General features: G+C 41.6%; 22 protein-coding genes. 4 read left to right on the forward strand and 18 right to left on the reverse strand.

All coding sequences use genetic code 11. The annotated features are described in order from the left end of the window. Nucleotides 1–44: 44 nt before the first annotated feature. From CHI10_RS02610 to CHI10_RS02635, 6 genes are all read right to left on the reverse strand, one after another. A complete protein-coding gene (locus CHI10_RS02610) occupies nucleotides 45–644 on the reverse strand; it encodes a response regulator transcription factor (protein WP_076256464.1) in 600 nt (199 codons plus the stop codon). Next, nucleotides 641–1777: a sensor histidine kinase gene (locus CHI10_RS02615; RefSeq protein WP_095242718.1), complete on the reverse strand. Its 1137-nt coding sequence runs from the start codon at nucleotides 1775–1777 to the stop codon at nucleotides 641–643. The genes CHI10_RS02610 and CHI10_RS02615 overlap by 4 nt, the downstream gene beginning before the upstream one ends. Before the next feature lie 91 nt (nucleotides 1778–1868). Continuing rightward, nucleotides 1869–2912, reverse strand: coding sequence for a Delta(5) desaturase DesA (gene desA / locus CHI10_RS02620; protein ID WP_095242719.1), 1044 nt, complete (start codon nucleotides 2910–2912; stop codon nucleotides 1869–1871). A 148-nt stretch (nucleotides 2913–3060) separates the two neighbouring features. Next, the gene (locus CHI10_RS02625; protein WP_095242720.1) at nucleotides 3061–3648 is read right to left on the reverse strand and encodes a branched-chain amino acid aminotransferase; all 588 of its coding nucleotides are present in this window, start codon (nucleotides 3646–3648) and stop codon (nucleotides 3061–3063) included. 23 nt (nucleotides 3649–3671) lie between these two features. Then, complete coding sequence (locus CHI10_RS02630; protein ID WP_095242721.1) at nucleotides 3672–5024, reverse strand: DEAD/DEAH box helicase; 1353 nt, start codon at nucleotides 5022–5024, stop codon at nucleotides 3672–3674. 181 nt (nucleotides 5025–5205) lie between these two features. Then, the gene (locus CHI10_RS02635) at nucleotides 5206–5649 is read right to left on the reverse strand and encodes a YndM family protein (RefSeq protein WP_095242722.1); all 444 of its coding nucleotides are present in this window, start codon (nucleotides 5647–5649) and stop codon (nucleotides 5206–5208) included. Between the two features lie 250 nt (nucleotides 5650–5899). Between CHI10_RS02635 and CHI10_RS02640 the strand changes: the two genes are divergently transcribed. Next, complete coding sequence (locus CHI10_RS02640) at nucleotides 5900–6382, forward strand: ribonuclease H-like YkuK family protein (protein WP_286136907.1); 483 nt, start codon at nucleotides 5900–5902, stop codon at nucleotides 6380–6382. A 39-nt stretch (nucleotides 6383–6421) separates the two neighbouring features. Here the strand turns inward: CHI10_RS02640 and CHI10_RS02645 are convergent, their stop codons facing one another. Together CHI10_RS02645 and CHI10_RS02650 are read right to left on the reverse strand one after the other, a co-directional pair. Then, nucleotides 6422–6883 carry an SRPBCC family protein gene (locus CHI10_RS02645; RefSeq protein ID WP_095242724.1) on the reverse strand — a complete coding sequence of 154 codons (462 nt, stop codon included), beginning with the start codon at nucleotides 6881–6883 and terminating at the stop codon, nucleotides 6422–6424. 134 nt (nucleotides 6884–7017) lie between these two features. Beyond that, a complete protein-coding gene (locus CHI10_RS02650; RefSeq protein ID WP_095242725.1) occupies nucleotides 7018–9594 on the reverse strand; it encodes a DEAD/DEAH box helicase in 2577 nt (858 codons plus the stop codon). Between the two features lie 208 nt (nucleotides 9595–9802). Here CHI10_RS02650 and CHI10_RS02655 point away from each other — a divergent pair, with 208 nt between their 5' ends. Beyond that, nucleotides 9803–10336 (forward strand): YceI family protein, encoded by a 534-nt coding sequence (locus CHI10_RS02655; RefSeq protein WP_095242726.1) that lies wholly within the window; start codon nucleotides 9803–9805, stop codon nucleotides 10334–10336. Nucleotides 10337–10393: 57 nt separating this feature from the next. On the opposite strand, the gene dacB is transcribed toward CHI10_RS02655, so the two are convergent. Beyond that, the gene (gene dacB, locus CHI10_RS02660; RefSeq protein WP_095242727.1) at nucleotides 10394–11878 is read right to left on the reverse strand and encodes a D-alanyl-D-alanine carboxypeptidase/D-alanyl-D-alanine endopeptidase; all 1485 of its coding nucleotides are present in this window, start codon (nucleotides 11876–11878) and stop codon (nucleotides 10394–10396) included. A gap of 259 nt (nucleotides 11879–12137) precedes the next feature. Between dacB and CHI10_RS02670 the strand changes: the two genes are divergently transcribed. Continuing rightward, nucleotides 12138–12395 (forward strand): YpbS family protein, encoded by a 258-nt coding sequence (locus CHI10_RS02670; RefSeq protein WP_095242729.1) that lies wholly within the window; start codon nucleotides 12138–12140, stop codon nucleotides 12393–12395. Between the two features lie 49 nt (nucleotides 12396–12444). Here the strand turns inward: CHI10_RS02670 and CHI10_RS02675 are convergent, their stop codons facing one another. The 5 genes from CHI10_RS02675 to CHI10_RS02695 all read right to left on the reverse strand — a co-directional run bounded on the left by CHI10_RS02675 (nucleotide 12445) and on the right by CHI10_RS02695 (nucleotide 15838). Further along, on the reverse strand, nucleotides 12445–12762 hold the full coding sequence (locus CHI10_RS02675) for an MGMT family protein (RefSeq protein WP_095242730.1): 318 nt from the start codon (nucleotides 12760–12762) through the stop codon (nucleotides 12445–12447). Nucleotides 12763–12828: 66 nt separating this feature from the next. Further along, nucleotides 12829–13638, reverse strand: coding sequence for an endonuclease I family protein (locus CHI10_RS02680; RefSeq protein WP_095242731.1), 810 nt, complete (start codon nucleotides 13636–13638; stop codon nucleotides 12829–12831). After that, nucleotides 13635–14600 carry a S8 family peptidase gene (locus CHI10_RS02685; RefSeq protein WP_095242732.1) on the reverse strand — a complete coding sequence of 322 codons (966 nt, stop codon included), beginning with the start codon at nucleotides 14598–14600 and terminating at the stop codon, nucleotides 13635–13637. Before CHI10_RS02685 ends, CHI10_RS02680 begins: the two co-directional genes overlap by 4 nt. Before the next feature lie 192 nt (nucleotides 14601–14792). Then, nucleotides 14793–15305 carry a mismatch-specific DNA-glycosylase gene (locus tag CHI10_RS02690; RefSeq protein ID WP_095242733.1) on the reverse strand — a complete coding sequence of 171 codons (513 nt, stop codon included), beginning with the start codon at nucleotides 15303–15305 and terminating at the stop codon, nucleotides 14793–14795. A 95-nt stretch (nucleotides 15306–15400) separates the two neighbouring features. Next, nucleotides 15401–15838, reverse strand: coding sequence for a peptidylprolyl isomerase (locus tag CHI10_RS02695; RefSeq protein ID WP_095242734.1), 438 nt, complete (start codon nucleotides 15836–15838; stop codon nucleotides 15401–15403). A gap of 155 nt (nucleotides 15839–15993) precedes the next feature. Between CHI10_RS02695 and CHI10_RS02700 the strand changes: the two genes are divergently transcribed. Beyond that, on the forward strand, nucleotides 15994–16650 hold the full coding sequence (locus CHI10_RS02700) for an MtnX-like HAD-IB family phosphatase (RefSeq protein ID WP_095242735.1): 657 nt from the start codon (nucleotides 15994–15996) through the stop codon (nucleotides 16648–16650). 331 nt (nucleotides 16651–16981) lie between these two features. Here CHI10_RS02700 and CHI10_RS02705 read toward each other — a convergent pair whose 3' ends face one another. From CHI10_RS02705 to CHI10_RS02720, 4 genes are all read right to left on the reverse strand, one after another. Beyond that, nucleotides 16982–17506, reverse strand: a complete 525-nt coding sequence (locus tag CHI10_RS02705) for an HD domain-containing protein (protein ID WP_095242736.1) — start codon at nucleotides 17504–17506, stop codon at nucleotides 16982–16984. A gap of 22 nt (nucleotides 17507–17528) precedes the next feature. Then, nucleotides 17529–17723 carry a hypothetical protein gene (locus tag CHI10_RS02710; RefSeq protein ID WP_048010032.1) on the reverse strand — a complete coding sequence of 65 codons (195 nt, stop codon included), beginning with the start codon at nucleotides 17721–17723 and terminating at the stop codon, nucleotides 17529–17531. Nucleotides 17724–17901: 178 nt separating this feature from the next. After that, on the reverse strand, nucleotides 17902–19980 hold the full coding sequence (locus tag CHI10_RS02715) for a transglycosylase domain-containing protein (protein ID WP_095242737.1): 2079 nt from the start codon (nucleotides 19978–19980) through the stop codon (nucleotides 17902–17904). A gap of 264 nt (nucleotides 19981–20244) precedes the next feature. Beyond that, nucleotides 20245–22482, reverse strand: coding sequence for a DEAD/DEAH box helicase (locus tag CHI10_RS02720; protein WP_095242738.1), 2238 nt, complete (start codon nucleotides 22480–22482; stop codon nucleotides 20245–20247). Nucleotides 22483–22597 lie beyond the last annotated feature (115 nt).

Consider the following 22597-nt stretch of genomic DNA (forward strand, 5'->3'; position numbering starts at 1 on the left):
AATTAGTGGGGATAAGGAAAACCCCCACTGATTGAAGTTTCACTTTATTTAAACCAGCCCTTCTCTTTGGATTGGGTTATGGCTTCAATCCTGTTCGTAACTTCGAGCTTGTCAAGAATAGCCGAGATATAGTTGCGCACGGTACCTGTCTTAATGCTGAGCTGGTCGGCAATTTCTTTCGTGTTCTTGCCGTCTGCTATCAGCTCCAGCACCTCTTTTTCCCGGTCTGTCAGCGGGTTTTCTTCGCCATAAACATCATCCATTAATTCAGGTGCATAGATGCGCCTTCCTTCCAGGACGTTTCTGATAGAGCTAGCCAGTTCCTCACTTGGGCTGTCTTTTAACAAGTAACCTCTTACACCGGCCTTGAGGGCACGCTGGAAATAGCCTGACCTTGCGAAGGTTGTCAGAATAATAACTTTGCAGCCGCAGTCTTTTAATTCTTCCGCCGCTTCCAGGCCGCTTTTTTCCGGCATTTCAATATCCATAATGCATACATCCGGTTTAAGAGTTTTGACAAGGGATATGGCCTCTTTTCCATTCGAAGCTTTCCCAATGACCTCCATATCGTCTTCAAGATTTAGCAGAGATCCTAACGCACCAAGCACCATCCGCTGATCTTCAGCTATGACGATTTTTATCATGCCCTCTCCTCCTTGTTTGGTTCCTTCACGACTGTTGGTACTTTCATTATAATCGTTGTTCCATTCTCAGATACAATCTCAAGACTTCCGTTGACAAAGTCGAGCCGCTCCCTTAAGCCAAGCAGTCCGGACCCCTTGCCTACATCTGTTGAGGGATTCATGCCGACCCCGTTATCCCGGACGGTAATGCTGACTTCATTCCAGGTTTGTTCTATTCTGATGCGGCATTCTGTCGCCTTACTGTGTTTTACTACGTTTGTTACAGCCTCTTTCATGCACATGCTTAGAATATTCTCAAGGAAGAGTGACACATTTTTTAATTTGATATCTTCTTCCCCGATGAATTCGATAGAAGCCGCCTTTAAAATTTGCTTTACAAGGATAATCTCTTCCTTCAGCCTGATTCCCCTCATCTGCGAAACCATCTTCCTTACTTCGTTTAATGCTGTTCTGGCGGTTTGCTGAACGTCTATAAGCTCTTCCTTTGCCTGGTCCGGATCTTTGCTGATGAGCTTCCTGGCCAGATCGCTTTTTAACCCGATAAGAGACAATTTTTGTCCGAGAGTATCATGAAGATCTCGGGCAATCCGCTGTCTTTCTTCCTGTTTGACGAGGTCCGCAATCCTTTTGTTGGCATCCTCAAGCTGCTCCTCAAGCTTTTCCTGCTTTTTCTTATTGTGAATGTTAAAAGGAAGCAAAATCACACTGATCCAGATGATAATAATAAAAGGAATCTGCTCGAGAAATAATGGCTTCTGGGTGACAAAATTAATGTTTATGGAGATGGTGGTTGCGATCAGGTGGATGACATACAGCGTTAAAAAGGCAATTCTGTTCTTGATATGGCCATTGTAATAAGCAATATAAAATGCAAAATAAATAAATGAAAAGAGAATGGTCATTGTGATCGATATGCTGATTAAGATGCCAGTCCACAAATAGACAGGCCATTTCCGTGAAATAAAGGCAAAACGCAGTGATATAAAAAAGAGTATAGTCAGGATAATTCCGATGGCTATGGTGATTTTAGATGTGGATCTGAAGATGAAATAAAACGGCAGAATGCTGAATACACTCCATATATATGGAGAAATGCCTGAACTTTTCAATGCAGTTAAATATTTTTTTAACATGTGAGGTACCCTCTTTTTATTCATGAAATAATGAAACAGCTCCTTTGCTATCATATCACAAAGGAGCTGTTCTTCAGCTTATACATTCAGTTTACGGCTTCACAGATGCCGTTTTAGTTCTGCTCTGTTTTTTGCTGACAGCCGACTGCTTTGCTGCTCCATACCCGGTGAAGTCCTGGGCTTCTTCATCCCATAGGCGGAATCGAAGTGACTTCAGGCTGGTAGAAAGAGTAATCGTCGGCACATTCTGAAGTTCAGCTGTATTATAATGAGCGCTTTCGAGGTTATAGTTAGGAACGCGCGGGCTTAAGTGATGAATATGATGGAACCCGATGTTCCCTGTAAGCCACTGAAGCACTTTCGGCAGCTTGTAAAAGGAGCTTCCTTCTACAGCAGCCTTAACATACTCCCATTTATCATCTTCTTCAAAATATGAGTCTTCAAATGTATGCTGTACATAGAAAAGCCAGATTCCGGCTGCTCCTGAAATCATAAAGATCGGCCCCTGCACCATCAGGAACGCTTCCCACCCGATAGCCCAGCACATGAACGCATACAAACCGGCGATGGCCGCATTTATAAGATACGTATTGATGCGTTCATTCTTTCTTGCCCCTTTTCTGTTAAAACGGTTTTTTAACAAAAATACATAAATAGGGCCTAAACCTAACATAACGAACGGATTGCGGTAGATGCGGTATGCTGCACGAGTCGACCATGAGGCATCCTGATATTCTTTCACTGTCAGTGTCCAGATATCTCCTGTTCCGCGCTTGTCCAGATTACCGCTCGTTGCATGGTGTACATTGTGGTCATGCTGCCATTGGTGATAAGGAAAGACGGTCAGGATCCCTGTGATTGTGCCAATGATTTTGTTTGCTTTGCGGTTTTTGAAAAAGGAATGGTGGCAGCAATCATGGAAAATAATGAAGATCCTGACAAGAAAGCCTGCTGCAACTATAGATATGCCAAGCGTCAGCAAGTAAGAAATGCTCAGGCTTTTATAAGCAAGGAACCACAGCAGGAAAAATGGTCCCAGCGTATTGACCAGTTGCATAATGCTTTTTGTTAAATCTGATTTTTCATAAGGTGCCATTTGTTTTTTTAAGTTGAGTTGTTTTTGTTTAGAAGTCATTTGTTAATTCCCTTCATCATGACGTTAATTTTAATAATAAAGGGTTTGCAAACTGCTTTGTAGACATAGGTGTCATGTCCAAACCATGACATTTATCATGGTTTGGACAAAAAATTGAGAGTTCATCCTAATATCTGGCTATAAATATTTACTTATTGCGGGTTTCTTCCACTTCTGACACAAGGTTAAAAAGGAATTCGTAAACTAACTGATATGCGTCTTGTATAGATAGTTCCTCTTTAAAGCCTTCAATGTCGTTCAGCGAAAAATTAAAATCCCAAAGCCCATCCTGCTGGCTGAACATCAGGCTGTATTTTGGTGTGCCTGTAAGAGTATTTGCATCTATAAATGCTCTTATAGCTGATTCTGCTTTTTTTGGCAGCTTCAGTCCAAGCATTACTTCATAGTTGCCAAAAACATCATCTGTTTCAAAGGAAATGGCATCCGCTCCAATCAGATCAAACCATTTCGACTCCAGATACATAAATTCATTTTTATGATTTTTGAAGTAGTCTATTGGCTGATTTAAAAAGCCGGCAGGCTCCTGTCCGAGAACTTCCTCTGTTTCTTTATCTCCTCTTTCTATATAAGCATCATTAAATCGGTCTTCGGGATTCTTGATTCCGGCTTCATGACCATCATTCAAGAGTCCCTGCTTTTGGGCATATTCCTTTTCTTTTTCATAAAGTTCAGCGGGCTGTTCTTTCAAGTGCTTTTCCATCCGTTCTTTTAACAAGTTGCTTTCCTCCTCAAATATCTTTACCTTCCCCGTCTTTTGGATGAATTTCTTGAAGCTGTGGGAGAAGGCTTCTTTTTCCCTTGAGTTTTTGTGCGGCCTGTTCGAGGTGAACTGCTTTTGCCTTTTCTGCCTTTTTCATGGGAAAACCTGTCTTCTTTTGATTTTGGCTGGCCTCCTTTTCTGCTGTCATTTTTCTTTCCGGAGGTTTGGCGTTTGGAATCCGGCCTCTTTTTTTCAGATGCTGCTTCAGGCTTGATATCGCTATTGCCAATGTTTTGCTTAGGAATAGTAATTTTCAGTCCTTTTTCAATTGCCTCAAGGAGCGGCTTGTCTGCAGACGAATAAAACGTAATGGCCAGTCCTTTCATGCCCGCCCGGCCGGTTCTCCCGATGCGGTGAACATAGCTTTCAGGATCGAGTGGGATATCATAATTATAAACATGGGTGACCCCTTCGACATCAAGCCCTCTAGCAGCTACATCCGTAGCAACTAACAGCTGTATCTCCGCATCTCTGAATCTCTTCATTACTTGTTCGCGTTTCGATTGTGATAAATCCCCATGAAGCTGATCGCAATCAAAACCATTCGATTTCAGCACTTCATATAATTTCGTTACTCTGCGTTTTGTACGGCAGAAGATCACGGCCAAAAATGGTCTATGGGTTTGAATCAGTTCTATCAGCGTCCCCTGCTTAGCGCGGTCGAAGGTATGTATCGCTATTTGTTTAACTGAATGGGCTGGCCCCTGTGTTTTTTCAATTTGGATATACTGCGGCTCTTTCATGTGTTTGTTTGCCAGTTTTCTTATTTCTGCCGGCATAGTTGCAGAAAAAAGCATCGTCTGCCTTTTGGCAGGCGTTTCTTTAATAATTCTCTCAACCTCATCAAGAAAGCCTATATGCAGCATTTGATCGGCTTCATCCAATACTAAAAAATCCACCTGTGATAAATCAATGGTATTTCGCTTGATATGGTCCAGCAGCCGGCCAGGTGTCCCCACTACAATCTGGACATTCCTTTTCAGCTTTTTGAGCTGCTTGTCCACATCCTGCCCACCATATACAGCTAATACATCTATATCACTGTCTTTCGTCAGCTTCATTACTTCGTCTGTTATCTGTAATGCCAATTCCCTTGTCGGCGTTATAATCAGAGCCTGAATCTGAACAGCATTCGGGTCCATCTTCTCCAGAATAGGCAAAGTAAATGCTAATGTTTTTCCGGTTCCTGTCTGAGCCTGGGCAATAACATCGTTTCCTTCCATAACAGCTGGAATCGCCTGCGCCTGAATAGGCGTTGGCTTAGCGATGCCCTGCTGCAGCAGAATATCAGATAGCTCTCCTGAAATGCCAAGTTTTAAAAATTCCTGCAAATAAAACCCTACTTTCTTTTCCTGTTCTTTATTAAATATGTCCTTATTTATATTGTGTGTTTAACGGCAAAATAGCAAGCATTCTATCGGATAAAAACGTGAAAAAAATGGTTGGTTCAAAATAAAAAGCCCAGGTTTAGACCAAATGGCCTGCAGTGGGCTTCTGACTCTATATATCAATTTATTCCCAATCCTTTGTTGGCTCCCTTTCCTCAGCCATTTCCATCCCATAGGCAAGTCGTGGATTCAAAGCAGATTGGCTGCTCTCCTTCTCTTGGCTGGATTCCCTAGTATTTACAAGGAATCTGTGGACAAAGACTTCGGATAAAGTGATAATTCCTGCTGCAATGACACTTCCCCAAGCGATTTGCAGGTAACTGTTAAGCAGCACACTCCCAAACACCCAAACAGATGCATAAACTAAGAAAAAGTCAGCAATAAGGGCATTTCGGTTTCCCAGCCTAGGAAGAATGATGCGGTCTCCAAGCATATAGGACATGGCTGTTACCAGAATACTGAAGGAAAGAATATCTGCGAATGTCGCATCAAAGAATAAATCAAGCGCTATGGCAAAAGCAATCATGGCTGATGCTAATTTAAGTATTAAGATAAGTGTTTTGTTCATAAGCAAACCTCCTCTTTACCTTAGCTTTTATCAATATGGAGATTCCCATTCATTTTCTGTTTCTTCGCAGCAACAGCAATTTTTTCTAAAAAATATACAACTTGTTCAGTGTCCCTCAATATAATGGCAGTAATAAGGATTACATTTTAAGTTAAAGGTTGTGGAAGAGTGATACTCCGAGACAAAATACTTAATGTGGTGATAATAGGTGAATGCTGAATATAAATTTCAAAATCTCCAGGAGAGGAATATGACTTTTGAGCAGGTATTCGACCGGATCTTACTTTTTATAAGGCGAAATCCTGATGGGAACTTCAGGCTGATGATTGGTACAGATTCACAGGTGCATTGCAATCGCACTGTGTTTATAACCGGGATTGTGATTCAAAATGAGCGAAAAGGCGCCTGGGCATGTATCCGGAAAACTGTTATACCAAGAAAAATGCTGCATCTTCATGAGCGAATCTCCTATGAAACCTCACTGACTGAAGAAGTGGTCTCTTTGTTTACAGAGGATTACAAAGACAAAATGTTTGAAATCGTTCTGCCATTCCTTTATAAAGGCGGATCATTCTCAATGGAAGGGCATATGGACATCGGATCGGGCAAAAGAAATAAAACCAGGGAATTTGTGAAAGAAATGGTGTCCAGGATCGAATCCATCGGCCTTGAGCCAAAAATAAAGCCGGAAGCATTCGTGGCCTCCAGCTACGCTAATCGATATACGAAATAAAAGAACTCAGAATATATGAGTTCTTTTCATTGGGGCAAATTATACACCTGCATGCTCTCTGTATTCCTGTTCGGCCTTTAATGCCACAGCCTCTGTCAGTTCTGAAGTAATTTCAGGAAGAGCTGTATTAAGCAAGGAATTGGCAACTTTAGCCATCATACCCTCCGCTGAAATATCAAGTGATCCTGTCATGATATTTTTCTTATTCCTTCCAATCTCCGCAAGAAAGTACCCATGTCCCGTAAACTTCTCATTAAGTCCTGTTAACTGAAACGTAACCTTTGTTGGCTCCTGCCAGCTCGTAATATCCACTTTTAATTCGATTTTTTTCTTGATAATCCCCATATCGCTTTTGAAGCTCCAGGTTGATTCTTTGTCACTCAATACCTCATGTGCAATATATCCGGGCACTAATGGTGCCCAGTTCCCAATATCACTGACAAAGCTCCATATTGACTCAATCGGAATGTTTACTTCTGCCTGATGTGTGCTGCTTGCCATTTTTACCGCCCCTTTGAGACCTGCATAGTTGTTTTCCATGAATATGTATTCAAAAGGGACGGATGAAATTCATAAATTTATTGTCTTTTTTGAAAGCGGGAAAGCCTGCTGTTATGCGAGCAGGCTAAAAAAATTTACCTTCTATAGTAATGATACCTTCTTCTTGAGCGTGAAGAATGACATTCATCACAGATTTGATATTCGTGTTCCCAAGGCAGTTTTTTGCCGCATTTTCTGCACTTTCTTGAGAGCTCCTTAATATCGGTCTTTAATCTTTCGTGAACATGGTCGCTGATTTCTTCCCTTAATCGTTCCCAATATAACGCTTCGGTCCTCTGCTCTAGCCGATACAGAAACAGCAAATGAAGGCCTATCGCCTTGTAGGTCAATTCCAGCTCTTCGAGGTTCCGGTTCTTGATTCTGGGCTCTGGAAGCTCCTCCCCGTAAATAATGGCATACATCGATTCTTCCCATTGGCGGACAAGGTCATTTTCTTTTTTAGAGAATGGCAGGTGGAGAAAACCATAAAGATCCATTAAGCCAAGCTTGGCTTCAATTTCAGTGCCTCTTATCCTTTCATACAGTTCCCTCTCCTCTGATAATGCCGCTTTTTTTGTTCCTCTTGGGCTCTCAAACTTATCCCAAAGCTCAAAGAATGATCCGAGATCGCGGTAATACCTTTGAAACCTTTCAAATACTGTATTGGTCGGGGCGATCGCAAAGCTGTGTACCGGCGCATCTTCCATTTCAAGCAGAGCTTTCATTCTTTTGATATCTTTTGTAAAAGCAACCTTCCCAATATTGTAAAGTCCTTTTCGGCCGGCTCTCCCGGCAATTTGCTTCACTTCCTGGGAAGTAAGGGTCCTTCGTTTCGTTCCGTCAAATTTATCATTTTCCAGGAACACAATTCTCCTGATAGGCAGATTAAGTCCCATCCCAATGGCATCAGTGGAAACGATAATAGAAGTTTCACCATTTATAAAACGCTGGACTTGTTTTTTTCTGGTTTCAGGAGGCATAGCTCCATATATCATGCTTACTGAGTGCCCTTCCTGCTGAAGTCTTGAGGCCGTTTCAAGCACTCTCTTTCTTGAAAAACAAATAAGTGCATCGCCTTTTCGAACATGACTGAATTTAAATTCCTTTGCCTCCACTTCAAGAGGAATATCACGGCTGTATTCATTCAGTTCAATATCTGCGTCGCCAAGCAGCTGCAGCATCATACTTTTTGCACTGCGGCTTCCAATAATATGGACTTCATTTGCATTTGCCTTGGTAATGGCTTTATACCAGGAAAAGCCTCTGTCTTTATCCGTAATCATCTGGGATTCATCGATCACAATGACGTCATAAAAATCCTTTTCGTAGAACATCTCCACCGTGCTGGATAGATGCTGTGAACCGGCAACCGTCTTCTCTTCTTCACCGGTTTTCAAAGAACAGGGTACACCATCACGGTTTAATTTATCATATACCTCGAGAGCCAAAAGCCTTAATGGCGCGAGATATAAACCGCTGTTTGCTGATTTCATACCTTCAAGTGCATGATGGGTTTTCCCGGTATTGGTTTCTCCGATATGAAGTACATATTTTTTGGCACGTTCCACCGAAGGACTGTATTCCTGCCCGAAAATATTTTCGAGCATGCGTTCTTCTTCCTCTTTCTTCCGCTGCTGCTCAGCCAGTTCTTCTGCTATTTTTCTTTCCCTGTCTTCAATGTCCTTCTCCAATTGCTCTTGATGGTCCTCAGGGTCAAATGGGATATCCGAAAGCTTGACCAAATCTCCAACATATTCCTCCTGAATGGTTTCAAAAAAGCTGTCATTTAGATTGTGTATTGTATGGGCAATAAGCTTCTTAACAGACTTCCCGGTCAGCGGTTTATCATATGCACCTTCATATTCCTCGAAAAGCTGCTGCGGGAGGTTCTGCAGGATGAGTGTTTGCAGAGAATCAGAAAGAAATCCAGATATATGGTTTTTATAAACATAGTAATACGTTTCATATTCGAAATAGCCTTTTCCCCAATACAATGCTTTATGAATATTCCCTGTCAGCTCCTCGAAGAATTCTCCCATAACAGTATAATCTTCGGCCTTGAAACTGCCTGTTTCCTCGAGCTTTTCTTCCAGTGCGAAGGTATCCACCTTCTGATACCTTGTCTTATTTTCAAAATCGGAAACGAGCTGCTTTGAAGCCATATGTCTGACATGGAGATAAAGAAGGCTATAATCTTTTTCAATAATTTCCTCTATGTTCTTTTCGATATTTTCACGGATTCGATATTTTCTCCGCTGGAGCTGCTCCTCTTCTGCTTTCTGCAGATAATGAGCCCTTGCCTTCTCGAAACGCTCAGCCCAAGCTTCATTATTGCTTTCAAACAAGGCATTAAGCCACTCCAAACTGTTAAAAGGCTGATAATCCCTCATTTCCGTCCGGAACAGGTGATTGATTATTTTCCTGTCAACATTCTCAGTGTCGTACCCTTTCTCACTTAAATACTTCTTTTTTTCCTGCTTGGATATTTTGGCGGTAATTTTATTCAGCCACACATTTACCCAAATTTGATCGATATAATGAAATCTTTCAGAAAGATATTCCTTATAGGATGGCATTGATTCCTGTCCGCCCAAATAACGGTCGGCATCCTCCAGAATTTTTATTTTTGTATGCTCTTCGGCATTTTTGTATATCTGTTCAAGTTGATTCATGATCCGTTCCCCTTTAAACAACGCCAATACGCGATGTAATCATTATGACTTAGGTTATGTATGATGTTGAAAATTTAAGTAGTCTTCATTTTACCATCTTTTCAAAAAATATCATTGACATAAAACTTGAACCGGCATATAATTTGTTTATAATTAAAACATCTTGAATTCGAGACAAATGAATTCGAACTAATGGAGGAGAATTAAAATGGCAAAAACTAAATGGGCAGTTGATCCAGCACACAGCAGTGTGGACTTTTCTATCAAGCATATGATGATCGCAAACGTGAAAGGCAGCTTTAATAGCTTTGATGCTGAAATTACAGCAGATCCCGCAGATTTAACAACTGCTGATATTACATTTAATGTTGAACTTTCAAGTGTGGATACACGAAATGAAGATCGCGATAATCACCTGCGTTCTGCAGACTTCTTTGATGTGGAGAACCATCCGCAAATGACATTTACATCAACTGGCATTGTAAGCAAGGGTGACGATGAATATGATGTAACAGGCGATCTAACGATTCATGGTGTAACAAAAACAGAAACTTTTGCTGTGACATATGAAGGATCAGGCAAAGATCCATGGGGAAATGAAAAAGTCGGCTTTACAGCAGCCGGGGCTATCAAAAGAAGCGACTACGGGTTAACCTGGAATTCAGCACTTGAAACAGGCGGAGTCCTTGTTGGAGATAAAGTGAAAATTGATCTTCAAATACAGGCAGCAAAAGCAGAGTAAGGCATAAAAAAAGGGCAAGTATACCGTCGACTCGGTATACTGCCCTTTTTTTGCAGTTTATTGATCGGCTAGCAATGTGGCAATTTTGTCTTCAATCACTTTCCCTTTGCCGCCGTCAGTTAAGTTGTTCAAAATAATGGCAAAGATCAGCTCATCCCCACTGGATGTCTTAACATAACCAGATAACGAACTGACAGTCGAGATGGAACCAGTTTTTGCTTTGACATTCCCGGCTGCATTGGAGTTTTTCATCCGGTTTCTAAGTGTTCCTCCCGTCATCCTGTCAGTATCCCCGGCAATTGGCAAAGAGTTTAAATAGGAGGAGAACCATTCTTCGTCCTGGACCTCATAAAGCAGTTTGGAGATTTCGTTGGCCGGAATTAAGTTTACATGTGAAATCCCGGAACCGTCCCGGAGCACGAGAGTTTCCTCAGTCATTCCAAAGGCATGCACCTGTTCTTCCAATACTTCAAGCCCTTTTTCCCAGCTGCCTTCCCCTTTGACAACCTTGCCCATTTCCTTGATTAAGGTTTCTGCATGGCCATTATTGCTTAGTTTCATAAATGGAATAAGCAGCTCTTTAAGCGGCATGGATTTATGTTCAGCAAACAGCTTTGCTCCTTCTGGGGCAGTGCCTGCTACTGTCTTCCCTTTCAATTTAATCCCTTGTTCAGCGAGAGAACGCTTTAATAGATCCAATGCATAGCCAGTCGGCTCCCATACAGAGATCCATTCCCTTGAACGGCTTCCTTCAACTGGAATTTCTCCTTCTATTGTAACGGTATTCGTCCCGTGATCTCTTTCAATATGGATATCCTTCTTTTCCCCTTTAGCAACGGTTTTCGCATTATTAACGATTTTTATGTAGTCTGTTTCCGGCACCATTTTTACAATCGGTTCCTGCCCGGCTTTTTCAGCAGGATATACTTCTACAATGACTGTGCCCGCGTCATAATCCTCATTCGGGGAGGCAGTAAGTGCTGAGACTTGTCCGCCATAATACCAGGATTCGTCGCTCCATGACAGATCAGTTGAATACCTAACATCATCATACCAGGTGTCATCACCGATCAGACTGCCATGAATAACTTTTATGCCTGCTTCCTTCACTTTAGCGGCAAATGCATCAAAATCTTCCTTTAAAAGAGTTGGGTCTCCTTTTCCTTTTAAGATTAAGTCACCCTGCAGTGTCTTCCCCTTTATTGAGCCTGTGTGAAGAAGTTCTGTGGTGAACTGATAATTTTCACCCAGCGTTTCAAGAGCGGCAGCTGCTGTAAGGAGCTTCATATTAGACGCCGGCCGCAAACGCACATCCCCGATATGGTCATATACTAGCTCGCCGGTTTCTGCATTACGGATACTGACTCCTGCAAGACCTCCCTGGAGTATGGGATCATTATTCAGCAATTGGTTCAGCTGCTGGACAAGTTCACTGCCTTCTTCTGTTGCCTGTACATTAGGAGATTCGTGCTGGGCTAAAGGAACAAGTGCCAGCATAAATACCAGCAATAAACTGATATGCATTTTTACACTCTTTTTCATATGTATTAAGCCACCTTCCATTGTTTTATTACCATTTCTTCTTAGAAAGGTGAGTTCCCTTTATTTCCATAATGAGGAAAAGGAATCATTTTTTTCGCTTGCTTAACTATTTTATTCTCCACAGTACAAGTTATGTGGGATCGCTGTTTTTTTCTATTTTCTTTAAACAAAATGTTATGCCAATAAGAATATTTATTCTTAAAACTTTTAGAAAAAATGGTATGATAAAAACAGGTGAATTTTATAAGGGGTGGAAAGAATGAGTGTACATAAAGCAATATCTGAACATGTGGGAAAGCAAAATAAGATAATCACGAGGTTTGCTGCCTTGGATCAGCAGCGTGAGTATTATATTGAACAAGCATTGGATCTTTGCAGGAGGGGACTTCCTTTTTCTGCGGATAAGATAAATGAAGTAACTGCTGAGATAAATGAACTATCCAAACAGGGCATAATACCTGCAAGAAAGTATGTTACAGCTGAGATGATTGAGGAATATGCATCAAAAACAAATTAGGTATATATATTTATAAAGATGCGTGGCTTCCGATTGGATGCACGCTTCTTTATATAGGCTGTGATGATTCATGGGCAAATTCCTGCAAATCTATTCTTTTATTTATATTAAATTGTATCCCTTCATTTTCTAATAGTTCTCTTTGAATGTCATGCATTTCACTGTCTTTAAACCCAATTTCCCCTTTCCCATTCACAACCCGATGCCAGGGAAGCTGATGCTTTTCACTTTGTGTATGAAGAATCCGGACCACCTGTCTTGCTCCCCGGGGGCTCCCGGCCAGCCTTGCGATTTGTCCGTATGTCATGACTTTTCCTCTTGGGATGTTTTGAATGATTTTTATCACTTTTTCTGTAAATGGCTGCACTTGTAATAACTCCTCCTTCTTTTTTATTATAAAACAAACCCGCCTGAGTTCAGACGGGTTTGTTCATTATCCCAGCATTTTCTTTGCATGCTCCGGATAATCTATAAATGGGTTCCGGTTCCCCTGGATTGCCTGAATGGCAGCGTTTCTATGCTTTTCATATATAGTCACCGGATTTTCCTCATGCCATTTCAGCAAAATCTGCATATCCATCTTCTCGTCAAGTATAAGAGCATTTTTATATCTGACAGCAAAATAGAATACAGCTCTTGCGGCAATCCCTTTTCCATATTCCGGCTCAAACTTCTTCAGTTCTGCCATTCCACAGCCATTCCTGACGCCCGCCGCCTCCATTTCCGGGACATAGGCATCAAAATCATGGTAGGGGAAGTTGCTTCTCATACTATTGCATGCCGGCTCACAAGCAAAAAGATGATGCAGATCCCCTTTCATTGGCTGTCTTCCTTCAAACCATGATTGCGGGACTACATGCTCGGTATTGAATATAACTCTTTCATTGCTGTGGAATCCGCCTTCATGAATCGTCTGAAGGAGCTTTAGATCCTGGTCAATGGCTTTTAGCGGATCAATGCCTTTTCCTGAATATAAGCTTTTAAGCTTGAGGTTTTCCTGCAGATCCACCCATGGATATACATATCGGTGAGGTGAGTAATCCAATTCCCGGCTATGAGTGCGAACCAGCAGATGATGAACCTGTTCCGGGAGATCCTCTTTCTCAAAATCAAGGGTGCCATAGTAATCCTCTTGATTTATGATATCTTCCTCAGCGTTATAATAGGGTTCGTTCTGAACACTTTCAATATAATTTGACTGAGCTTCTGCCCATTCCGCTGCTATACTAGTCACTTTAATCATATGGCATTAAGAACCGTCGATTTGAACTCCTGGTCAAAGATTCCGGCTAAATGATCTGGAACGGTTAAATAGACGAGTCCGTTTCCTTCAAGTTTAGGAGAATTGCCAAGTGGAACCGTTCTTCTGATTAATTGGGCATAAAGTTCTGGTTCAGTAAGCTTTCTTTCAAATTGCCTGTTTGCAAAATCCTTGATCAGGGCCAAAGCTCCTGAAACATGTGGAGCAGCCATTGAAGTACCGCTGAGGGTTGCATATTTTCCGTTCAGAAAGGTGGATAATATCCCTTCCCCTGGCGCTACTAAATCTATTTCATTATGAGAGTTTGTAAACTCGGAAGAATCCCTTTCGAGGTTAATAGCCCCAACACTAATCACCTCATTATAGCAGCCTGGATAAGCAAACTCGTCGGTTGAGTCGTCCCCATCCCCTTCATTTCCTGCTGCGCATACTACAAGGATATTCTTATTTACAGCGGCTTTAATCGCATCATGCAGCTCCGGAACATCAGCTGGCCCGCCAAGCGACATGGAGATAATATCTGCATTTTGCTCGATGGCATAATGGATGCCCTTGATAATCCATTCGTATTGTCCGGACCCATTTTTATTTAATACCTTTACAATAAGGAGATCAGCTTCAGGAGCTACCCCAATAACACCAGCATCATTTTCATGCGCAGCAATAGTCCCTGCCACATGTGTTCCGTGGCCATTATAATCCTTGAAACTATTTGGATCGCTGTTATCATCGTCTGTAAAGTTCCGGCCGCCCGTTACACGATCCTTCAGATCAGGATGGCTAATGTCACATCCTGTATCCAAAACAGCAACTTTAATTCCTTTTCCTTTTGTTTCGCTCCAAATCTTCGGCGCCTGAATCAATTCCACGCCCTTTGGAACTTCCGTAACATCCTCTTCCTGCTGAATCACCTTATAAGGAATGACACGAACATATTGCTCCATTTCTTTCCCTCCTTAAGAGATTAAATTGAAGCTGGTTCTTGATGTTAACTACATTTTAACAATTCTGAATATTTAATACCAGTACCGTTGGTAGCGAAAATTAATAGAATTATGATAGTGAAAAGGGAGGATTTGTGAAATTTGAACTATGCATCGGCATTATGCTTATACCTAAGCATTGGAAGAATTAGTTTATCTCAGTGTTTTTAAAAGCTCCGGAATCTCAGCATAGATTTGAATAATCTCATCAATCTTCATTCTGACAAGCCCGGAAGATGAAGGAGCAACAAAGTCAATAGTGCCGGGGACTATTGATTCCTCCTGGATTCCCCATGGCAGCTTCTTTTTGCGGCTGTATTCCTGATAGACGCCTTTTCCAACAAAGCAAATGACCTTGGGCTTTAGTGCAGCTATTTTTTTGATCAGCTCAGCTCTGCCTTCTTTATATTCTTCCTTCGTTATTTCATCGGCTGCTTTAGTAGGCCTCGCGACAATGTTTGTCATTCCATAGCCCAATTCCAATAATTTATAATCTTCCGCTGCGGTGTATTTACGGGGAGTTAAGCCTGATTCATGGAGAATTTTCCAAAAGCGGTTGTTCGGGTTTGCAAAATGGTTGCCTGTCTCTCCTGATCGAATACTTGGATTGAAGCCGACAAAAAGCAAATCAAGATTTTCTTTCAAGTGGTCTTTAATAGGCCCCATATAACCATCCTTTCGATATTGCAAGCTAATGTTCATTTTACCTAAAACGTGTGGTAAAAAACAAAAAGAGCCCCTAGAGGCTCTTTTAAAACTGATTATCCTTCAAGAATTTCAACTTTCTCCATAACATCGCCATTGCTCATTGCTTTAACTGCTTCCATGCCTGAAGTAACTTTTCCAAAAACAGTGTGAACACCGTTTAAATGAGGCTGTGGCTCATGAACGATAAAGAACTGGCTTCCGCCTGTATCGCGGCCCGCGTGAGCCATAGAAAGAGATCCTTCTACATGCTTATGAGGGTTTCCTTCTGTTTCACACTTGATTGTGTACCCTGGACCACCAGTCCCTGTTCCGTTCGGGCACCCTCCCTGACTTACAAATCCAGGAATTACACGATGGAAATTCAAGCCATTATAGTAGCCTTCATTTACAAGTTTTTTGAAATTTTCAACTGTCCCTGGTGCTGCTTCAGGATATAGTTCAAATTCAACCTTTTCACCGTTTTTCATTAATATGTATCCTTTTTCTGCCATACTAATCATCTCCTTATGTAAAAATCAAATTAATAATACCATTAATCTCATCAGGAATAAAATCAAAAGACGTTTTTTAGCTGATTGAACATAAAAAACAAAGGGTAAAGTTAAGAAAGATTAAAAAGAAGAAATGTCTTATTGGAGGTATTAGAATGAAAAAATGGGCCTTTGTTTCGGATTTTGATGGAACGATTTCTAAAAGAGACTTTTATTTGATAATGATGGATAAATATTTTCCGGAGGGGCGTAAGCTGATGCCCAAATGGAAGGCTGGAGAGATAAAGGATATTGACTTTTTAAATAAAGTCTTCACATCCATTAATCAGGATGAAGAACAAATTATCAGCGATATTTATTCCATTGAAATAGATGAATATGTTCCTGAGTTTATTGAAAGATTACAGCAGGATGGCGGAGATTTTTATATTTTAAGTGCAGGCACAGACTATTATATCCATCACATCTTAAAGAAGTATGGTATTAAAGATGTTAAGGTCTTTTCGAATGAAGGATATTACCATGAGAAGAATGTCCATATGAATATTGATAAAAATCATCATCACTATCATGAACAATATGGCATTGATAAATCGAAGGTCATTCAGGACTTGCAAAAGGAATATGAAACTGTGTTTTTTATGGGGGACAGTGAACCGGATTCCCAACCTGCAGAGCATGCTGATATCACTTTTGCCAAAAATGGGCTTCAGGACCTTCTTCGGGAAAAGGGCATAAGGTTTGTTCCAGTAAAAGATTTTACAGAGGTGGAAGAGTATTTAACTGAAAAAGGCATTTTGCCAAAATCCTAGAACAGGCTCCCGGGAAAGCAGCTGGCTTTACCCGGGATTCTTTTATGTACGTTAACCAAATAACTCCAAAAACAATATTAAGATAAATATAATCATTGCATAAAATGATAGGTGCAGAAACACAGTTGTTAATCTGAATTTAATTTCTTCCACATTTAATGACTGTTGTCTTCGAGTCCTTGCCCTCACTGCCGCAACACCATCCCTGCACATAATAATTCGATCATCTGATCATCGCCATAACTTATAATTCTTCATGAAACATGCGCTTCCCTTCAAAAAAATAAAACTGAATTTCCTGGGGAAGCGCATAACATGACAGGAATTTAGGTTATTCTTCTTTTTTCTCAAGATAATGATCAATCTTATTATCGAGTATTTCGAGGCTATTCATAGCCCGCTTAAAATCAAGTTCCCGATAGTGATGGGCTCCACCGGGTTCTTCATCCTTTTCATCTGCCAGTTTGACCAGGGATTGCAGCGGAGTTCTGACAACTTCGCCTCCAGGCAGAAATGAATCCGTGTGAAAAAGGATGGCCAAGGCAATTTCTTTTGCTTTGATCGGGTTCTCCCCAAGTCTGATGAGGAGTTTATGTGCCCGCTCAGCACCCTTAATGGCATGAATGTCATTCTGCCTGTATAGGTCATAATCCCACTTTCCATTTTTGTACCAGGTGTAATGGCCTATGTCGTGCATAAAGCCAGCTTTAGCTGCCGAATCGACATCTTCTTTCATTTCTTTGGCAATCTGGAAGGCGTGATAGGCAACGGCAATAGCATGAGCGATACCGGAGCGTGTAATATATTTTTGTGCGATCCGGTGCTGATAGATATCGGTCAGTTTAACATCCCTCATGTAATTCCCCTCCAGGTAAAAATTAAAATTTCTTATTGAGATTTTTCTGCTTATTCATTACTTCATATGACTTTTCAATAATATCTGTTAAAACATCGCCTTTATATATCCTGCCGAGTTTCGTGTTTTCCTGATAATAATCAACAATTTCATCGAGCTTATTTGAAGTCTCTTTTGATATGCGGACATTAAGCTGAATACGGGTTTCTCCACTCATTGTAATCCTCCTGGCTATTAATATCTAAGAGCTAGCAATTTGATAGCGAATGCTGTCGTTTTGTTAGTGGGTGCTATAAATACTTAGATTACACTGTTTTCTTGAATTATTCCAGTATAAAGTTTTCTGAGAGAAAAAAGAGAACAGCTATGTAAGCCATTCTCCATTTAATGCTTATTCAATTGCTGAATTGATCCCATTTGTCCTTCAGGAATCTGCCGAAATCTTCAAGCTCCTGCTTTCCTTCTCTCAATTTTTCCTTCCAGATTGGAAGGTCCTCTCTCAGTTTTCCTTCGAATTTTTCAGCTTGTTCTTTAATGGTTTGCCCGATTTCTTCTGTTAATTCCTTTTTCTCGAGCTTTTCATTTACCGATTTTGTAGCAAATTCACCTTCCTGCATGTGTGGCAGGCTTGACTCCATTATTGATCTGAAAACAGGGACTGCTGTTTCAGAACTGCTTTTTGACAGATAATGTTCCCTGTCGGTCTGGTCATACCCGAGCCAGACAGCGCCAACCAAATTCGGTGTATAGCCTACAAACCATTGATCCTTTGTTCCGTTAATGTCTTTATATGGGAGCTGGGTTGACCCCGTTTTTCCGGCGATTTGAACTCCTTCTATCTTCGTAGCGCTCCCTGTGCCGGTTTCAACAACATTTAAAAGCATGGAAGTCATCTGGTTAGAAACAGTTTTCGTCGTCACTTTAACTGTTTTTTTGTCGCGCTCTGCAATGATGCTTCCGGTCGGGCCCACGATTTTCGTAATTAAATGGGCATCGTTGCGCTTGCCGCCATTAGGGAAAGCCGCATATGCTTCGGCCAGCTTTAAAGGTGAAATTCCCTTTCGCATTCCGCCTAAGGCAATACCGAGATATTCATCTTCTTTTTCGAGCGGGATGCCGAACCGCTCCAGAGCATCCAGTCCTTTATCCAGTCCTATTTCATTAAGCAGCCATACGGCTGGGACATTGATCGAGTCTTCCACAGCTTTATACATGGACACTTCGCCTGCATATTGTCCTGAAGCGTTAGCCGGTGTGTAATCTCCGTATGTTACGGGTTCATCCTTCAGCATCGATGTTGGTGAGTATCCCTCTTCCAGGGCAGGTGTGTAAACGGCTAAAGGCTTTAGTGTTGATCCGGGCTGGGCTTTGATGTGTGTAGCTCTGTTGAAGCCTCTGAAAACATGTTCCCCTCTGCCGCCGACCAGCCCTCTGACTCCCCCTGTTGCCGGATCAAGAAGGACAGCTCCGCTTTGAACGATTTCTCCATTCATGCCAGCCGGGAAGATTGAGTCCTTTTGATAAACATTTTCCAGGCTGGATTGCAGATTCTGATCCATTTCTGTGTATATTTTATATCCCCTGGTAAATATCTCTTCCTGTGTTAGTCCGTACGTATTTATTGCTTCATCTAGGACCGCATCAACATAGTAAGGGTATTTCCTTTCCTTCTTGCTGCGGATTCCTTCCTGTAATTGAATTTTTTCATTTACAGCGTTCTCATACTCATCCGCTGAAATCATCTTGTGCTCTTTCATCTTCCCAAGAACAACATTCCTTCTTTTGATTGCCCGTTCGTAATGATTGTATGGGTCGAGTGCAGAAGGTGATTGAAGCAAACCTGCAAGCAATGCACTCTCGCTGATGTTCAATTGCTTTGGTGTTTTGCTGAAATACTTATTGGATGCCTGTTCGATTCCCCATGAGCCGCTTCCGAAGTAAACTTGATTTAAATACATTTGCAGGATTTCATCTTTTTTATAATTTTTTTCGATTTCAACTGCCAGGAACAGTTCTTCAGCTTTTCGCTTGTAGGTCTGTTCAGGTGAAAGCAAAGCATTTTTGGCGAGCTGCTGGGTAATGGTACTTCCGCCGCCGGTTATGCCCCCTGCAAATAAGTTGCCGAAGAACGCTCTGGCAATCCCTTTTATATCAAAGCCGTTATGCTTATAAAAGCGTTCATCTTCAATCGCGATAACAGCATTGCCCACATGTTCAGGCAATTCTTCAATATTGGCACCCTCTGCTCTATTTTCCGCAAGACTTGCAGCGGCATCTCCATCTTTATCGTAAATAACAGTTGACTGCCTTAATCCTTCTTTTAAAGTCTCCACATTTGCTGTAGCTGCCAGAAACGCAAAAAAGAGAATGGTTAAAAGTAATATAGTTAGTGATAAAAGCAGCAGAATTTGTGTCAGGTGCTTTTTGCGCCAAAATCCTGCAAAAGCTTCTTTGTAACGCTGAAATTTTTCCATGGTGACTCCTTCTTTATTTCTTTAAGTTTCCTTATTATTTCCCCTTATTATATATTAAACGAACAAATTGTATAAAAAGTTTCAATTTAGCATAAGGGACTGCCCGCAAAAAGGCTTGTTTTCTTTTTGGAATCATGCTATATTGATTAAGCGATGAGCTAATTGCATAAGACGACAGACACGCTCGTTTGGGCAATGCACTATGTGGAGTGCAGTCGTGTCGCCGCAATACGTAGAAAAAGACGCCTCTCTGGGGCGTCTTTTTTATTTAATTATAGATGTAAGATATGAGCCTGCTGCAGCTGACTGGAGTCTGGCTGCTACATATGGCGGCAAGGCGTTTTTATGGGTTTCCGCCGGCATGCCAAGCCACAGAATATGTCCGTCAATTAAGAGAAACGGGAACGGGAGGCATATTGCCGATATCTCATCAGGAGAAATGAAAGGGACAGCATGCTCTGCATGCAGGATCAGCTTGGTTCCTGGAGGCCTTTTCGAAAGTGCCTGCCCCCACTCTTTTCCCAATCCCTCTCCATTTGGCAGTGACATAATAATTTCCTTCTTGGCTTTAGAAATATCCTCAAACACTTTCTCCAATTTTCTTGCATGCATCCACTGAAGGCGGGGATGCTGATTTTTAATCCACCTGCCAATTTGATCAGGATGAATGGCCTGTCCATTGTGTGCTTGATGATCTGCCAGCTTCCGCCATGTTTTGTTTCTAAATACTTTCTTTTGTATAAATTGCAAATCGCAAATATGAATGAATTTCCCCTTGGTTCTTGTTATGGCAACATTCAAAAGCCTTTCGCTATCTTTTCCAGTCAGCAGCATTCCGGCTCTGTCATGTGGCGCGGCATCGGCAGAATCAAAAATCATGACATCCCGCTCACTTCCCTGAAAACGGTGAACTGTCGCCGAAATAATATCAGCAGATGCTCTTTCTTCTTCATATATCTCGCCGATCAGCTGTTCCATTAATAATGCCTGTGCCCGATAAGGAGTGACATACCCTATCGACCGGCTCCCGCCTATAAATGCTTCATGTATAAGCTGAAAACCAAGCAATAAATTCCAAAGATTGATTCTTGAATTCGAGCTGCCGTTTTTTATCCCGTATTCACCTGTTCCATGTGTATTAATCAGGATTGAGGCATTGCCTGGAAAAGGTGTGCAGGCTGCAATAGGCACTCTGGCGGCCAATACATCGGGGTGGTCACCTACAAGTGAATGATAAATATGTTTATTGGAAAAGGCGGATATGTCCGGGTGCATACGGCGCTGTTCTTTTAATAGAAAAAGGTGCGGATGCAAGTGTCCATCGTTGACTGCATCAGACACGCCTGAGTGGTGAAAGATATCCTCCCTCAGCCATTTTTCCGACAGCTTATGTTTTGAGGCAGCAATAGGAGGAAGCTGTTTAAAGTCACCGCAGATGATTACCCTTTTTCCAAGCGAAGCTGCAAAGGCAGCCTGTGGAACATACGCCATGCTGGCTTCATCGATGATGACCAGATCAAAATTTTTCTCATAAATTGCCGGGTCACTTGCTGCTTTTGCAAGTGTGGTGCCAATAATGGAAGCGTTTTTTACAAACTCTATTTCCTTTTGCCTGATTTTTTCAAGCACCCCCGACAGCTTCTTTTCAATTTCGATTAGCTGATCGGAATCTCTTCGGCTGAACGATCGTGATAAATCCTGTTTCAGCAGGCGGCGGTCCTCCATTAGATCCGCTTTTTGCCCGGAGAGATTAGAGTGCTCCTTATTTAAAAGAAATTCGGCTGTCAAAGAAGGATGATTGATCAATGCCGGACCGATTTGTGAACCGTAACGAAGCAGATCGCCATCAGCAATTGTTCTTTTGCCTGATGCAAAGGCTGAAATCTCTGCCATAAGAACATCTATTGCCTGATTAGAATGAGCCAGAATGAGAACATTTTGGTCTTTGAAATATTTATTGGCGGCCACACGTGCCAGTGTGTAAGTTTTTCCCGTGCCTGGCGGTCCCCAGACATATGTGACTGGATTATATTTAGAACGCAATATCAGTTCATGGGTACTGCTCTTTACTTTATCGGCAGGGTGCCTGGGAGACATGGAAGGATCCATCAATTTTTTTATTCTGGCCCTCTTTCTTTTGCTGTCTTTTATGTCCTCTAAGCGCTGAAAAAGCTGATCCAATAGTTCCCATGGGTCATGAAGCAAAAAGGCCTCCGATAAATCGCTGCCGATATCCTCTTTTAATGCCAAGATGATATTATTTCCTTCCGCAGAAAGGATTCTTCCTTCCACCCGCTTACTTCCCCAGTCTATTTTTATGGAAGATCCGGTTGGTATTTTAATGGCTGAAGGGGTATCGAAAAAATACGTATAGGCATCTGATTTTGAAAGAAGCCGCCCATTTAGAATTAACCAGCGGGAGCTCCCGTATTTTTTTAAGTGTAAGATCTCGGCCTGGATGGCTTTTTGCCAATCCCTTATAAGCCCAAGTGTTGATGTCATTTTTTATCGTCCTTTGTTCACTAAGATATTCAATTAGACTAATATATCATTTACATGCCAATACGCAAAAGAAAAGATGAAAACTGAAAGATTGCCGATATCTCAGGTTAATTCT

This window comes from Bacillus sp. 7894-2 (assembly GCF_002272225.1).
Lineage (GTDB): Bacteria > Bacillota > Bacilli > Bacillales > Cytobacillaceae > Cytobacillus.